Origin of the sequence: Paenibacillus sp. NPDC058174 (genome assembly GCF_042883865.1) — a bacterium.
Lineage (GTDB): Bacteria > Bacillota > Bacilli > Paenibacillales > Paenibacillaceae > Pristimantibacillus.
This window is the reverse complement of sequence record NZ_JBHVUY010000005.1, coordinates 154,636-171,606: the sequence shown is the minus strand read 5'-3', so window position 1 is coordinate 171,606 and position 16,971 is coordinate 154,636. Positions and strand designations below refer to the sequence as shown.

Sequence of the window (16,971 nt, the reverse complement as noted above, 5' to 3'; positions counted from 1 at the left end):
GTAGGATGGACGGATCACCTTACCGTCTTCATCTATAACAGTCGCATCGCTGGAAGACCAAGTAATCGTCGTGCCGCTTGCTCCCGCCGCAGGCAGCGTCAGGTCCTTCGTCACGTTCGTTGCACTATCGCCGCTTCCAAAGCTTACTTCCAGCGCTGCCTTGTCGTCGGCTACAGCTTCCGCGTCGGTCAGCGAACTTGCCTTTACCTTTATCGTGAACGTTTTTGTTTCCGTTACGCCGCCTTTCGTAATCGTTGCCGTCAGTGTTACGTCTTTATCTCCCGCCGTGTAGGATGGGCGGGTCACCTTACCGTCTTCATCTATAACAGTCGCATCGCTAGAAGACCAAGTGATCGTCGTGCCGCTTGCTCCCGTCGCAGGCAGTGTCAGGTCCTTCGTCACGTTCGTTGCACTGTCGCCGCTTCCAAAGCTTACTTCCAGCGCAGCCTTGTCGTCGGCTACAGCTTCTGCGTCGGTCGGCAAACTTGCCTTTACCATTACCGTGAACGTTTTTGTTTCCGTTACGCCGCCTTTCGTAATCGTTGCCGTCAACGTTACGTCTTTATCTCCCGCCGTGTAGGATGGACGGGTAACCTTACCGTCTTCATCTACAACAGTCGCATCGCTGGAAGACCAAGTAATTGTCGTGCCGCTTGCTCCCGCCGTAGGCAGCGTCAGGTCCTTCGTCACGTTCGTTGCACTGTCGCCGCTTCCAAAGCTTACTTCCAGTGCAGCCTTGTCGTCGGCTACAGCCTCCGCGTCGGTCGGCAAACTTGCCTTTACCTTTACCGTGAACGTCTTTGTTTCCGTTACGCCGCCTTTCGTAATCGTTGCCGTCAACGTTACTTCTTTATCTCCCGCCGTGTAGGATGGACGGGTCACCTTACCGTCTTCATCTACAACAGTCGCATCGCTAGACGACCAAGTGATCGTCGTGCCGCTTGCTCCCGCCGCAGGCAGCGTCAGGTCCTTCGTCACGTTCGTTGCACTGTCTCCGCTTCCAAAGCTTACTTCCAACGTTGCCTTATCAGCGGCTACAGCCTCCGCGTCGGTCGGCAAGTTTGCCTTCACCATGATCGTGAAGATCTTGGTCTCCACTTCGCTACCTTTTGTGATGGTTGCCGTCAACGTTACTTCTTTATTTCCTGCCGTGTAGGATGGACGGGTCACCTTACCGTCTTCATCTACAACAGTCGCATCGCTGGAAGACCAACTGATTGTAGTGCCGCTTATTCCCGCCGCAGGCAGCGTCAGGTCCTTCGTCACGTTCGTTGCACTGTCTCCGCTCTCAAAGCCGACTGTCAATGCCGTCTTATCGGCGGCTACGGCTTCCGCGTCGGTCATCGTCGCATCGCTGACCGTTATCTTCAGCGTCTGCGTATGGCCTGCGCTGAAGATAAACGTCAAGATCGTCATACCGGGCGCCTGCTGCGCCAAGTATTCTTTCTTGATCGTCACCGTGCTGCCAGACACCGTGTAATCCGTGTCCAGCAACAGCGCCGCCGCGCCATTCGCGATGCCGCTCAGCGTGTTGCCGTTCAGCGTCAGCGTCGTGGATACATCTTGATAGTGTCCGGTCGAGGTGTCTTCCGTGTTCTTGTCAAAACTGCCCGTGTTCGGGCTGATCGTGCTGTTCTGCGGTCCCGTATCGCTAACCGTTATTGTCAGCGTCTGCGTATAGCCTGCGCTGAAGCTAAACGTCAAGGTTGTCGTGCCGGGCGCCTGCTGCGCCAAATATTCTTTCTTGATTGTCACCGTGTTGCCAGACATTGTGTAATCCGTGTTCAGCACCAATACGGCAGCGCCGTTTGAGATACTGCTCAGCGTATTGCCATTCAGCGTCAGCGTCGCGGATACATCTTGGTAGTGTCCAGCCGAGGTGTCTGCCGTGTTCTTGTCGAAACTGCACGTGCTCGGACTGACGGCGCTATTTTGTGTCGCTATATCGCCTGTCATTATGATTCCACCCATACCCGCCGTCACAAACATGCCGTTTCCATACGTAATACTTCTTAGTTGGCCCGTAGTGCCGCTCGGTTGGCTCGTCCAGCTCGCCCAGCTCACTCCGGCGTTGCAGCTGACTTCATCGCTAGCGGTTAAAATCGTTCCCGAGTTTCCCACCGCCACATACGTGCCATTCTCGTAAACGATACTGTTTAGGTGATTCGTAGTATTGCTTGTTCGGCTCGTCCAGCTCGCTCCGTCATCGGAGACGAGAATCGTCCCCGTGTTCCCCACCGCCACATAGGTGTTGTTTCCAGAGGTGACGCCAGTTAGATGATTCGTAATATTGCTCGTTTGTTTCGTCCAGTTCACTCCGTCGTTGGAGATTACAATCGTTCCGTTATACCCCACCGCCACATACATGCCATTTCCGTAGGTGACGCCAGTTAGATAATCCGTAGTATTACTCGTTTGGCTCGTCCAGTTCACCCCGTTGCTGGAGGTTACAATCCTTCCGCCTGCACCCACGGCCACATACGTGCCATTTCCATAGGTGACGCCTAGTAGTTCACTCGAAGTCCCGCTTGTCCTCATCGTCCAGTTTGTTCCGTTACTGGAGGTAAAAATCCCCCCAGAGGATCCCGCCGCCACGAACATGTTGCTTCCGTAGGTGACACTGTTCAGCATAGCCGAAGTGATTTTTGTGGGGCTCATCCAGTTCACTCCATCGCTGGAGGCAATACTTTCTCCAGAGAATCCCACTGCCACATATTTGCCTAACCCGTAGGCGACGCCATATATTGCCATCGTAGTGCCTTTGTTTTGCTTCGTCCAGTTCACCCCGTTACTGGAGGTTAAAATGTTTCCGCTAGTCCCCACCGCTACATACGTACTATTTCCATAGGCGATGCCATTTAGATTTTGATTACTCGCAATGCCGCTCGTTTGGCTCGTCCAGCTCGTTCCGTCGCTTGACGTTATAATCTTTCCGGAGTTCCCCACCGCCACATACGTGTTGTTGGCATAAATGATACTAAAATAAGCATTCGTGGTGCCGCTGGATTCTTGCATCCAGCTTATTCCGTCGCTTGAGAGTACAACCGGTCCAGACTGTGTCACCGCCACATACTTGCCGACTTTATAGGCGATGGACCTTATATGATACGTAGTATTGCTCGTTCGGCTCATCCAGTTCGTCCCGTTAACAGAGGTTACAATCTTTCCCGAGTTCCCCACAGCCACGTAGGTGTTGTTGCCGAAGGTAACGCCATTTAAATTATCCGTAATACCGCTCGTTCGGCTCGTCCAGTTCACTCCGTCGTTGGAAGTCACAATCGTTCCAGTTTCGCCCACCGCCACATACATGCCATTGCCGTAGGCGACACCGATCAACATAGCCGCAATGCCGCTCGTTCGGCTCGTCCAGCTCGTTCCGTCGCTTGAGGTTAATATCGTTCCAGTTGCCCCCACCGCCACAAACATGTTGTTTCCATAAGCGATGCTGTTCAGTTGACTCGTAGTGCCGCTCGTTTGATTCGTCCAGCTCGTTCCGTCGCTTGAAGTGACAATCGTTCCAGGGAACCCCACGGCCACAAACATGTTGTTTCCATAAGTGATGCTATTCAGTTGATTGCCCGTTGGCAGCGGACTCTGAATATTCCATTTGTCAAGTGAACCTGCTAAGGCATACTCGGGAAGAGTAGCCGCAATTAAAAAAAATACGATGATAGTAGAAATCCAACGTTTGATCATTGTTTTTTATCCACTCGCCTTTCTTTTCATTTCATAGTAGATTCAATAGTAAGACCTCTAGGCGCTTAAGCTTCCTGCCGGATATAGGCGATCATAACAGAGACCGCTTAACATTCACTTAAAAGAAGAAAGCGTAGACCTTCCGTTGTCGAACGCACCCCGCATCCAATCGAATTAATCGTTTGTTAAGAGGGCTTTGTTACTCTATAATTGCTTGTAGCTAGGGGGGCATAGGCACCGAATGTTCAGAGATAAATTTATATTGTGGATTCTCTTATTGACCGCGACTGTCGCGCTTGTAATTTGGATGTCCTCACAAGCCAACAAAAATGCTCCCGTTGCGGTACAAGGTTACCTTGATCTAAGCGCGTGGAACTTCGATGAACACGCCATTGTCCCGCTGAATGGCGAATGGGAATTTTATCCGAACCAATTGCTAATACCGGGCGACATCTTGAGCGCAGCAAACAAGAAACGATATATGATGGTACCGGGCAAGTGGGAGAAGACACAGACGGACAGCGGCATTTCGATGCGCGGCATGGGGTTCGGTACGTACCGGCTACTAATCGGGATCGAGACAACGGAACAGCAACTAGCCGTAGCCAAAAACTACATTCGTTTTGCCGACAAACTCTATATCGATGGCGTGCTAATGGGAGAGTCCGGCCAAACTGGGGAATCAAGAGATCGCTACTCGCCGCGAAACGTTCCCTATACAGTCTATTTCCATACCAATCGCAACGAGATCGAAATTTTGCTGCAAGTGTCCAACTTCGATTACAAGAGCGGCGGCATCGCCAACTCGCTTTATTTCGGCCCGGCCACTGCTATCGCCATCTATAAAAATGTCCAAACATCATTTGAAATGACGGGAATGTTCATCTCCCTATTTTTCAGTCTATTCGTTCTCTCTTTGTACATGTGGCTTCATAAGAACCGTCTTCTGCTAGTATTCGGTGCTTTTTTCTTCGTTTCCGCTATTGTCATCATTACGAACGGCGAGCGCATGTTCATGCAGCTTTTCCCGGACATCCCTTTCGAGTTGGCCTTCAAAATCAAGAACATGTCCATGTATTTGAGACCGGTGCTGCTCTTCTGGATTGTATCGATCATGTTCGAGAAATCCTTGCTCCGCAAGCCTTTCCTTGCGATATCGTTAGTTTACGCCGTTTATTGCGCCGGGATCGTCGTCTTGCCGTTTCACGTCTATTCGCAATTGCAGGAAGTTAGCTATGCGGGTATCCTGCTGTCATATGCGCTCCTCATCGTCTTCCTCACGTTCGCGTATGTCGCCGGACGATTCGGAACGCTCGACAAGCGAGGGTTCCAGCTTTTTGGAGCTGCTGTTTATGCATTGCTGCTTACCGAGGTGAGCGTCGTGATGAGCAATGAAAATATGACCTCGAACGCAGTAACGAACTTCAATATCATTGTGGTTTCCGTACTTATCGTCATCATGCTGGCGCGCCAATACTTCATCGCTTACTCGTCGATGCGACAACTGACGCAAAAGTTGCAAATAGCCGACCGGATGAAGGATGAATTTCTGCTGCTTACTTCCCATGAGCTCAATACGCCACTGCACGGAATCATCAACTTAGCCCAAACCGCTCTTGAGGAGAAATTTCACAAATCGAACGAGGAAACGATCAAAGAGCGGCTTCGCTTGATTCGCAGCACCGCCTATCGCATGTCCAATTTGGTAAAGGATCTCATCGACGCCGCCAAGCTTAAAGAAGACCGATTACAGTTAGAGCTTCGGCAAGTCGATCTCGTCACGTGCGTCTCGGTCATCATCGAAGTGTTCGGGTTTCTCGCCAAAGGGCGGAACGCGACGTTCGCTTCCTCCATCGCGCCGGACGCCCGCTATATCGTTGCCGATGAAATCCGGCTGATGCAAGTGCTCTATAACGCGATCGATTATTGCTTGATGCGTGTGCAGGATGGGGAGATTGTCATCGGCAGCAGAAGAGAACAAGGTGCGATCGTCATCGAAATCGCCTGCGAGCCCACCGCTAGAAGCGAAGCGATACCTGGCGAAGACAGCGCGCCAGATGAAGACGCCGGAGTGGCGATCGGGCTGTCGATTGCGAGCGAATTGATCCTGCGGATGAACGGACGTTTTGAACGCCCCGAGGATGCAGGGTGCATTCGTTTGTTCATGCCGGCAGCCGGGGAGGAAGATACAACCAGGCGGCAGATCGCCGCCTCCTCGCAATCGTCGCCGCAGACCTCACGGATTTCGGCTGACGACGGTGCCCCCAGGGTGTTGATTGCTTCCGCCGACCCGCTTAATCTGGAACAACTGTACGGCATGCTTGAGATGGACGGATACGCGGTAACCGCCGCTTCCTCGGACAGGGAAGCATGGACGCTTGTCACGCGTGCGAGCAGACCCGATATTGTGCTTCTTGATGTTATGCTGCCGGAAGCGAACGGCTATGAGCTCTGCCGCCAAATTCGCGATCACTTCACGCACGTGGAGCTGCCCGTTCTGCTCATCAGCGCTCGCAATACACCTGCAGATATCGAGACCGGCATTTCTTCGGGAGTCAGCGACTTCATCGCAAGGCCTCTCGACGCCGGAGAAATTCGCATGCGTCTGCGCACGCTGTTGTCGATCAAGCGTCTGGCCAAAGAAGCCGCATTGAATGAGATGGCATTCCTCCAGTCGCAGATCAAGCCGCATTTCCTGTACAACGCGCTCGGAACGATCATGTCCCTCTGCTACACGGACGGGCCCCGAGCCGGGGAGCTGCTGGCCGTATTCAGCAAATATTTGCGCATCATCTTCCATTTGGACAATATCGAGGAGACCGTATCGATCCGCAAAGAAATGGAGCTCGTACAAGCTTATGTCGATATCGAAAAAGTCCGGTTCGGCGAGCGTATTCGTTTTGAACTCGACGCGGACAAGCAGCTGTACGATTGCCAAGTCATGCCGCTTACGATCGAGCCGCTAGTGGAAAATGCGATACGCCACGGCATCTCCAAAAAGATAGGCGGCGGCACCGTTCGACTGACGATTCGCAGCGAAGGCGAATACGTGCAAATAACTGTGAAAGACGATGGCGTTGGCATGACGCCCGCCCAGGTCGAGGCGGCTTTCGATCGAAATCAAAATAACCAAGGGATCGGCTTCCTCAATATTGTGCGAAGAGTCGCGCATTTGACGGACAAGCGGCCAGCTATTGAAAGCGAACCAGGTTCGGGAACGACAGTGACGATCTGGCTTCCGGCTGCCCGCACTGCCACGACACCGAGGAGGGGACTTGCGGATGAGAGCGTTATTGGTTGACGACGAAGAGCATGCACTCAACATATTGGAGCTGTTCATAGAAAAAATCGGCGGAGTCGAGGTTGTCGGTCGCGCGAACAATGCTCCGGAAGCGCTCGAAAGCATGCGGACGACCAAGCCCGACGTGGTATTCCTCGACATCGAGATGCCCGGGATGAACGGCGTCGAGCTGGCGGAAGTCATCAACAACGAGTTTACTAACGTGCACATCGTCTTCGTCACAGCCTACGACCGCTATGCGGTATCGGCGTTTGAGCAGGAAGCGTTGGACTACATCTTGAAGCCGCTCGAAATTGAACGTTTGGCGAGGACGATTAACAGAATAAGCAAGAAACTCGGCAAAATCGCCCCAATGGCAGCACAGACGACGGCAGATAGCGCCAGCCCGCCGCTCCCGAAGCTGCATATCCGCCTGTTTGGCGGATTCGAGGTAACGAACGAGAACGGACAGCGGCTCAAGGTGCGGACGGCGAAGGAGAAAGAACTGCTTGCCTACTTAGCGGCACACGCGGAGAGCCGGTCGCATCGGGACGTCTTTCTGGAACACCTGTGGTCGAAGGAGCATTACCGAAAAGCCAAAGGATACTTGCACACATGCGTGAGCTATTTGCGCAGAAATATAAAATCGTTCGGCCTCGAGGACGTTGTATTGTACGACGACCAGCGCTATTATTTGAACCTTAACAGAGTTACGGTCGACGTCCATACTTTCCAGCATCAGCTTGCCGCGATGAAGCAGCAACCGCAGACGACTCCGAACGAATGGTCGGAATTGCTTGAGCTGTATCGCGGGCCGATGTTAGAAGGCGAAGATTATTTGTGGGCGAAGCAGAGCGTGGAAGAGCTCGACCATACGGTGGAGAAGTGCCGCCTATCGCTGGTCAAAGCTTACTTGGATCACGGGCACGCCGAGAGGGCGATCGAGCTGGCGGAACGAATCTGCCTACAGTCGCCGTATAACGAGGAATCGTATCGGCTGCGGATGCAAGGCTTGCAAACGATGGGCAAGCACGATGAGGCGTACCATGTTTACCGGCTGCTGGAACAGTCGTTGGAAGAGCTGCAGATCGAGCCGTCCGAACTAACTAAGAGCTTGTTCAACAACTTGAAACGTATTGAGCGAAAGTGACTGAGCAGTGCTTGCAATATGCCGAAAATTCTGACCTCTAATTGCCATGAAAAATGCCCCTCAAGAATATCATTGGATTAACTGCAGTAGCTGTCCAATGTCTATTCTAAGGGGCACTTCTATTTGTTGCCTAAGTGTTTATATGTGCGCTAACTGGGATTATTACCATTCCAAAATCGCATCAAAATCGCTGCGATTTCCGCACGGGTAGCCGCACCGGACGGGGAACGAAGCAGACTCACTGATGCAGATCATAGCGGTAGATTCCGACACCTTTTTCTTCCTCTCAATGTGACGTCTTGCTTCGAAGATATTTCCCATAATTGTGCAGGGCGCCATAGCCTCCACTTATTTCGTTCAAACGCAGCTCTATAAATATTACTTTCTTATAAGCGACACTACACACTCCACATGACTGGAGTACGTAATATTGCGATGAATCAAGGCACTATTATCGTAAATTTTTTTGATAAATAAAGAAAAAGATCACCTATGATAAGGCGATTTCTTCAACTTTCGTTCCTCGTTAGCGGAATGACATTTCTTAATCTGAAAGAGCACGTTTTATGTTCGCTTTTGCTTCATCAACCAACCTTTCATCTTTATCATCAATTGCCTGCATCATTATCAAAATGGGAATATATATGGCAATTAATCGAGATAAGATCTTCGTTTCTTCATCTACATCCCCATATTCTTTGAAAAAGTCAGAACGCGCATCCGGAGGTAAAAAGCTATACACAACATTCAAATCACAAGCAGGATGTCCTATATTGATATCTCCCCAGTCGATAATCCCTGAAACTCTTCCATTCTCATCTACCAGTATATTTTTAAAATGAAGGTCACCATGAAGGAAAACATACTTTTGATTCACTCTTTCAGTTCTGAGCTGTTCCAAATAATTTGATATTGCATGATATTCTTCTTCACTGAAATGAAGGGCGAGATCGGAAATGAATTTATGTATCTTCTCCTTACGCATCGCAATATCAGTCAGATTTCTATGGTCATGTTGAACTCCATTTTCTTGGGCAATTTGCACAGGGAATGCATGTAAGCTTTTTAAAAATTGCGCGAGCGTTGTTGCTGATAGCGCTCGTTGCTTGTCAGTTATTCCGATTGGAAACTCTCCGAATAAATAGGGGTAGCCTAGGAAGGGTGCAGGATAATTATAATCCCCTTCCCCAAAAAATAGCGGTATCGAATATGCAATGGAAAAATAATCTTTAAGCTTAGGCAGTATCTTTCCTTCCATCCTTAAAGAATTAATTGCAACTTCTCTTCTTGGAAAGCGAAATGCATATTCGGCCCCGACAAGAAAAACAGTGTTATCCCAGCCATGCCCTAGTTTTTTTACGCTTTTTGTAGCTAACTGCGGAAACTGACTACTTATTAATTTATAAGCCAATTCTTCTGATACTTCCCATTCTGCATCCCATTGATTCGAACTTTCCATATCCTTTTATCGCATCCTTCGCAAAAATAGAAAATCTGCTCACCTAACCTTGACCCATTTCCCACATCATACCATGGATTTAATATTATATTTGAGAACTATCTAACCGTTTTGTTCCGCTAAACTGCCCGTTTCGCTTAATGCCAGTGCCTAAACGTATACGATCATATCATTACAATCAATGCCTTTGAGCCGCACCGTCACATCTCAATTATTGTTTCAGAATCATCAATATTAAGCACTCCACATGTGTGGAGTGTACAAAAAAAGACTCCAACTATCTAATCCCTTGTGCTTTCGATTTGTCTGAGATTTTCAGTGTCCCGAGCTGGAGATGAACCGAAAAAGCGGGAGTACTCTCGATTAAACTGCGAGGGACTCTGATAACCAACATGATAGGCGGCACTGGCTACTGGATAGCCCTCGAATGCAATGAGGTTTCGTGCCTCCATAAGCCTTAATTGCTTTTGAAATTGAATAGGGCTCAAACCCGTTGCCTTTTTAAACTGACGATGGAAGGTATTAATAGCCATACCCGATTTCGACGCCATCTCACCAATCTCTATTGGCCTCGTAAAATTATTACGAAACCATTTTATAACCTGAGAAATCTTGGATAAATTGCTTTCCCGCAGACCAAATTGCCTCAGATGCCATCCTTGTGGTCCCATTAGGACGCGATAAAGGATTTCACGCTCGTAAGCCGGTGCAAGCGCTGGAATATCTCTTGTTGTTTTGGATAATCGCAATAAGCGCAGCCACGCTTCCATCAATTCAACGTCCATTTCACAAGCTGCGAAATGCTCTGAAGCAGTTGGTATTAGATTGTCAGGAAGATCCCTTAACAAACTCTGAAGAACATTCTGATTCAACTTAAGACCAAGGGACATGTAAGGACGACCATCGCGATCTGGATGTACACTCCCGGTGGCAGGAACATGTACCGGTAACACGAAATAGGATGGCCCATTCAGGTTAGTGCTACGCTCCCCGATAGAAAGGATCTTTGTTCCTTGAACCGTAAAGCCTATCATCGGCTCGTAAAGCGCTGTGAGTTGATGTGCGGGAATGTCTCCCTTAATCATACTTAGCCCAGGCACTCCAGTTTCGATTTGTCGAGTGTCTGCGCCTTTCATTAGATCAATGATTTCATCAAGGATTTTATTCATGCACTTATTTTATCATATGACTTCTTACCCCTCAACACATCTTTGAAATGTCTCGGCATTTTTAGGCTCTTCATGTGCCATATATAAAGGATAATTCAAGTTAACCTAAATTGTCGTGGTTCTTTTAGGCAATCAAAAGGCATTATTAGATCTATATTGTTTCAGCAGATGCGACTAAAATGAAATCAGATCGAACGCATTATTAAGGAGGATCCTATGAAAATTGCAATTGTAACTGGCGGAAGTAATGGCATTGGAAAAGCGACGGCTCTTGAGCTTGGCAAGCGTGGAATTAGCGTCATTCTCACCTATAATTCCTATAAAGACAGGGCAGAGGCTGTCGTTAAGGAAATTGAGAACAATCAAGGAGTTCGGGCAGTCGCACTAAAGCTGGATTTGACTCAACTATCCACCTTCGAAGCTTTTGTTGTAGAAGTGAAAAAGAGCCTCAAAGACATTTGGAATACAACGACTTTTGATTACTTGGTTAATAATGGCGGTGTCGGTGGGCCAATGATGTTGACTGAGATGAGCGAAGAATACTTTGACAAGATTATGAATACCAACTTCAAGGGACCAATTTTCTTGACACAACAGCTTGTCGGATTCATGAATGATGCCGGATCCATCGTAAATACCACGAGCTCATCCAAAAGCCAATCATTCCCAGGCTACTCTGTCTACGGCTCGTTAAAAGCGGCATTCTCAACTTGGACTCGCTACATCGCTAAAGAACTTGCACCTCGGCAAATTCGAGTCAACGCAGTTTCGCCCGGTCCTACGCAAAGCAATTTTGGCGATGGAGTATTCGATAAACATCCTGAATTCATTAAGCCGTTGGCTGAGCAATCTGTATTTGGAAGAATCGGCCAACCCGAAGATCTTGCCAAGGTCATTGTGAATTTATTGTCCGATGATTTCAGTTGGGTTACAGCCCAAGATGTTGAAGTGTCCGGCGGACATTTGCTTTAAGAACCTCCATATGAAAAACCGATAACGATCATCAAGCTGCCGTAACCAGTTGGTTGGAAAAGTATATGAATTATTCTAGAAAAATAGCGGCGTAAGGGAACTGCCCCTTGCGCCGCTATTTTACATTATGACTCCCGCGCAGCCCAAAATACTAAAATATAACTATGAAAACAACCGACACGCTAGCTACATGAACAAGATCATTTATATTATCAATGCGCTTAATTTACTAACAAAGCGTTATCTCGAGCGCGATCTTAAAGTTTTCTTTATGTTTCATAGATAGACTAACCAACCATGATAAGATCGAGGAGGAAAATCGATATCATACTTCAGGGGGACAAACGATGAGGAAAAAAGTAGTCGGATTATTGATGGCAGTGCTGCTGTGCTTTCATTTTCCCGTTAGCTTTGCAGCAGGTACAACGAAATCTTCAGCTGACTTTACGGATTTGAAGGATCTGGATGCTGCAACGAAAGCCAAGTTCGACAAGATGATAAGCGCTGGTGTATTCGACGGTGTGAGCGAGGGCACATTCGGACTCAAAGAGGAAATGAACCGAGCCCAGTTCGCAAAGGTTGCGGCATTGACTAAGGGCCTTGAAGTCGATAAAGATTTGAAGACATCCAGTTTCAGCGACGTCAAGGCGGATGGCCCGAGCGGTTATGCGCTGCCCTACATTGAAGCACTTAAATCTGCTGGAATTACGAATGGCTCTGGCGAAGGCAAATATAATCCGGCCGGCAAAGTAACCAAAGAGCAGTTGGCCACATTCTTGGTCAGACTAATAGACCAGGACGCGGAAGCAAAGGCGAAGACTAGAAACGATAATACGGTATCCAACTGGGCGCAGGGTTATGTCGCTCTTGCGTTGGAACTAAAATTGTTGGAGAACGGAGCAGACGGAAAGTTCGGCGGTCAAGTCAACGCAACGCGCGATCTGCTTGTTACAGGCTCCTATGAAGCCAAGGGTCAATTGGAAGCACAGGCAGAACAAAAGAAGAAAGAGGAAGAAGAAAAGAAAAAGCAGCAAGGGCAGACTGGTTCTCCAGCTCCGCAGCCCGTACAGGCTACCGTTGAGACTCCTATGGCACTTCCTGCAGGCGGCGCGGTGACTTCGGGAACGCATGTTACTCTGACTTCGGCGACCGCATCCGCTGCTATATACTACACGACGGATCTCAGCGAGCCGACCACGTCCAGCACGCCGTATACGGGACTGATCATCATCACGAGCAGTACAACGATCAAAGCCATCGCCGTTAAGCCTGGCTCGAAGAATAGCTCAGTTGCGATATTCGAATATACGGTCGCGATGCCAATCGTTTTGCCAGAATCGATTTCCCCCTTGACCCAAGATCAACCTTACAACAGCAGCGTAGCCAAGCTTTCCGGAGGAACGGGGACCGTTACTTATGCAGTGACGAATGGAACACTGCCTGCGGGGCTGACTTTGAATCCAAGCACGGGAGCGATTACCGGAACGCCAAGCGTAAGCGGTGCATACCACTTTACGATCGGCGCGACGGATTCTGCAACGCCTCCGGCAACAGCAACCATGCAATATACGGGTAATATCACGCCTTCATTATCCAAAATGTCACTAGATTTAATCAATGAAGCATCGGCTTCGGGTGTATGGACGGGAGTTACTGAGACGACTTTTACCGATGCGGGAATTACGGGGGTCACATCTGAGAACCTATACGGTATCCAAGGCGTATTGCAAGACTATGATTACCCTTCAACAGCACTTCCAAAATCATTGCTCGAAATTCAAACGATTGTAGATGAGACTATTAATGTAGCTGCAATCTATGCCTTCTTAAATTCTTTCAGCGGAGGATCTGCCCCTACAGTAGAAATATTCGCTCGCGCCGGTATCACCGGTGTGGATGCTGCTAATTTAGACGCTATCTTAGACGAGCTTAGTTTGGCTTATCAGGAGTCTAGGAACAATCCTTTTGGAACACCGATGTCTACGAAACAAGATATTCAGGACGTTGTTGACCTTTTCTTAATCGTATAGCTTACTCTAGAAAAATAGCGGCGCACGGGAAGTAATCCCTGCCCGCTATTTTTTCATGGCAGCCAGCATATATCCGCTCCCCCGAATTGTAATAATTATCTCAGGATTGGCAGGGTCAGCCTCGATTTTTTTACGTAAATTACTGATGTGTACAGCAACCGTTCTCGTATCCTCCAGACTCTCCATTCCCCAGATGAGCTGAAACAAAGCATCGACACTGACGACACGATTCACGTTTTGGGCCATATAGGACAGTAGACTGAACTCTTTTTTCGATAAGAAGATGGTTTCACTGCCTATGATGACGGACTGTGCGTAGAAATCCAGCGTCAAACCCGGCAACTCCAGCAGCTGTTCCCTTCTGCCCTTTGACAACCTGCGAAGGTGCGCCTTGATCTTGGCCATGAGTACTCCCGGACTGAACGGCTTGGTCACATAATCATCACCGCCATAGGATAATGCACTGATTTTCACCTCGTCTTCCTCCAGACTGCTCAGAAACACGATCGGTGCATTCGTATAGCTGCGTGCATTCATACACCAATCAATACCGTTTTCATTAGCTAGCAGTACATCCAGAACAATTAAATCCGGCTCGAAAGACGCAAGTAGCTTCATGGCTTCTGTCCCGCTATGACTGTAGGAGGATATGAAACCCTCCCTTTCGCAATACACCTGAATAATCTCGCATATATGGGGATCATCATCGACGATCAATATTTTGTGCGTGTCCACCACATCGTCACCTTTCTTCATTTACAACACACAAGGAAGCGATACATAGAATACCGACCCGGTCGTGCCGTCGCTCTCCGCTCGAACTGTCCCTCTATGCGCTTGTACGATTTCCCTGCAAATCGCCAGCCCGAGCCCGCTGCCCTCTATTCCGTTCTCCACGCCCGGCCGATCATACTTGTAATTGCGATCGAAGATTTGCTTGAGCTGATCTGAAGGAATACCCGTGCCTGAATCTTGTACGCTAATAATCGCATAGCGGGTATCATCCACCTCGTCCACAGCTAGCGCAATACGCACCAGCCCACCTCTAGAGGTGAACTTCATCGCGTTCGACACCAGATTAAACAAAGCCTGCTCTAATCTTGGCGCATCCATCTCGACAATAGGCAAATTAAGCCGTTGATCTTCCGCATCTCCAATATCCAGCATGAAATGGAGCCCTGCGTCACGCACAACCAGCTCATATTGTTCAAAAAAACCACGCAAGAAGTGAATCACATGAACCGGCTCCATTCGGTACGAGACTTGTCCCGTCTCCAAATGCGACAAGAAGCTCAACTCCTCGATCATGCGGTTAATCCTTATCGTATTTTCCTGGATGTACTTCAAGTACTGTTCATTACGTTCCGGCTTGACCCTGTCCTGCACAGCTTCTACATAACCAAGCATGCTGGACAGCGGCATACGCAGATCATGTGTAATATAGGCAAGGAGCTTCTTTCTCCCTTGCTCGGAGTGAAGCAACCGGTCATACGAAGTGCGGAGATCATCATGAGCTGCTGATAAGGCCTGTGTGCGTTCCTGCACGGTCCTCTCTAAATTCATATTCAATTCAATCAGCTTGTTGTTAACGTCCTGCAGCTCTCGTGCATTCCTCTCCTCGTTCGATGCCGCCCTCGTAAATCTTAAAGAGAGCAGAATCATCTGTGCGATCGTAAATACCAACAGTCCAAGGGGAGATGTATTTCCAATCAGTGACCATTCGTTGTAATATAAAAAATCGTTGATGACCGTAACTAACGCAACCACCGACACCAGCAGGAAGATCAGCGCTCCCTCCATACGCTGCGTAGCCACTCGGGCCAATCCAACCATCAGATAAATCATATGGAAAACAACCATCACACCGATCATCAGTAATAATTTTGTATATATAAGCGCAGGGGTCACCGCAACAACGATACAGAATGCACTGGTTACAATCCGCGAGCCAAGCTGAAACCAACGCGACACATAATTGGGAAAGATGCAATCAAAGTACTTCGTGATGATGTATCCACTGCTGCACAGAATCAGGTACTCGAGCTTGAACTGCAAGCCCCATGGAAAAGCTGGCCACAATTGTGTGAGCAATAGCTCGCCGACCAGCAACGACCGGATACCGAACAACAGGGTGAACAGACCAAAATACAATGGAGCCCTGTCTTTGCGTCGCAGGATGAACAACAGCAGGTGATACACGCCAATCACTAGCAGGCTTGCGGTGATGAACATTTCAGCAGCGATTCTCAGATTGGTCCTGACCGCTAACAGATCACTGCCGCCGAGCTCTATATACTTGGTGATACCGCCACGCTTATGATGAAAGTTGGCGACTTGCATAACCAGCTCCACTCTGTCATTCTCGGGCTGGAAGAACACTAGCTTCGTTTCCAGATGCGGAGTCACGCCACTTTTGTCCTGACCAACTACACCAACTTCTTCCAACAACTCACCATTAACCCATAATTTATACGCATGAAAAATGGTAGGCAGCCGCAAAGCAAGCCGCTCGTTCCGATCCTGCTCGCTAAGCTCAATGACCACCCGAAAGGTTGCAAAGCCTGTACCGTTCAACTGCTGACCATCCAACCGATAGCCTAGCCAGGAGCCCGGGATGCTGATCCAGCGGTCCTGATTTCCTTCCCTGACCGAACGAATCTGTATGTCCTCTGGTGACAGCAGCTCTTGCCAGTAGAACGCCCACTCCCCTTGTAACTTTAACGGATTCTTACTGACATGAACATGCGTTAGATCCAGAATGCCTTCTTTACTTTCGATCTTAGGGGAATCCGATGCAGAGATGACGGCATAGCTTGCAACCAAACCAACAACAACGGCAGCAGCTATATAAAGCAAGATAGTGCGAGAACCGATTCGGAGAATTCCCCTCATTATGAACCCTACCCCAATCTACAAGAGCGCAATAAGTAAGTTGATTAACTAAATAATATCATCATTAAAGGAAAATGTACCCTGCAAATATCAGCGGGGCCGTTGAACGCAAACAACACTGAGGTCCTTTTTGAAAAAAAGAAAAACCGTCCCCCCGGACGGTTCATTAACGTGCAAACACAAAGAGAACGGTGTAAAAAACTCTCAAGGAATACGTTTGTTACATGTTACCTAGGAAGATGCTTTATTACAACAGACTGATAGATATATGTTAACCAAAGAATGGATGTTAAAGCTGCTTTACAGCCGTTCACAATTAATGA

Annotated in this window: 9 protein-coding genes; 4 read left to right on the top strand and 5 right to left on the bottom strand. The window is 48.7% G+C overall.

Annotation, left to right across the window (positions count from 1 at the left end; all coding sequences use genetic code 11):
* Positions 1-3,696, bottom strand: a 3,696-nt coding sequence (locus ACFVVF_RS22715) for an immunoglobulin-like domain-containing protein (RefSeq protein ID WP_387814547.1), incomplete at its 3' end; no start/stop codon positions are given.
* Between the two features lie 241 nt (positions 3,697-3,937).
* Here ACFVVF_RS22715 and ACFVVF_RS22710 point away from each other — a divergent pair.
* Positions 3,938-6,997, top strand: a complete 3,060-nt coding sequence (locus ACFVVF_RS22710) for a hybrid sensor histidine kinase/response regulator (protein ID WP_387814545.1) — start codon at positions 3,938-3,940, stop codon at positions 6,995-6,997.
* A complete protein-coding gene (locus tag ACFVVF_RS22705) occupies positions 6,978-8,126 on the top strand; it encodes a response regulator (protein ID WP_387814543.1) in 1,149 nt (382 codons plus the stop codon). Before ACFVVF_RS22710 ends, ACFVVF_RS22705 begins: the two co-directional genes overlap by 20 nt.
* 544 nt (positions 8,127-8,670) lie before the next feature.
* Here ACFVVF_RS22705 and ACFVVF_RS22700 read toward each other — a convergent pair.
* Positions 8,671-9,585, bottom strand: a complete 915-nt coding sequence (locus ACFVVF_RS22700; protein WP_387814541.1) for a phosphotransferase — start codon at positions 9,583-9,585, stop codon at positions 8,671-8,673.
* A 281-nt stretch (positions 9,586-9,866) separates the two neighbouring features.
* On the bottom strand, positions 9,867-10,754 hold the full coding sequence (locus ACFVVF_RS22695; protein WP_387814539.1) for an AraC family transcriptional regulator: 888 nt from the start codon (positions 10,752-10,754) through the stop codon (positions 9,867-9,869).
* Positions 10,755-10,970: 216 nt separating this feature from the next.
* Here ACFVVF_RS22695 and ACFVVF_RS22690 point away from each other — a divergent pair, with 216 nt between their 5' ends.
* Together ACFVVF_RS22690 and ACFVVF_RS22685 are read left to right on the top strand one after the other, a co-directional pair.
* A complete protein-coding gene (locus ACFVVF_RS22690; RefSeq protein WP_387814537.1) occupies positions 10,971-11,726 on the top strand; it encodes an SDR family NAD(P)-dependent oxidoreductase in 756 nt (251 codons plus the stop codon).
* 347 nt (positions 11,727-12,073) lie between these two features.
* On the top strand, positions 12,074-13,756 hold the full coding sequence (locus ACFVVF_RS22685) for a chitobiase/beta-hexosaminidase C-terminal domain-containing protein (protein WP_387814535.1): 1,683 nt from the start codon (positions 12,074-12,076) through the stop codon (positions 13,754-13,756).
* A gap of 45 nt (positions 13,757-13,801) precedes the next feature.
* Here ACFVVF_RS22685 and ACFVVF_RS22680 read toward each other — a convergent pair whose 3' ends face one another.
* Positions 13,802-14,512 carry a response regulator transcription factor gene (locus ACFVVF_RS22680; RefSeq protein ID WP_387814533.1) on the bottom strand — a complete coding sequence of 237 codons (711 nt, stop codon included), beginning with the start codon at positions 14,510-14,512 and terminating at the stop codon, positions 13,802-13,804.
* Positions 14,513-16,612, bottom strand: coding sequence for a sensor histidine kinase (locus tag ACFVVF_RS22675; RefSeq protein ID WP_387814531.1), 2,100 nt, complete (start codon positions 16,610-16,612; stop codon positions 14,513-14,515).
* Between the last annotated feature and the right edge of the window lie 359 nt (positions 16,613-16,971).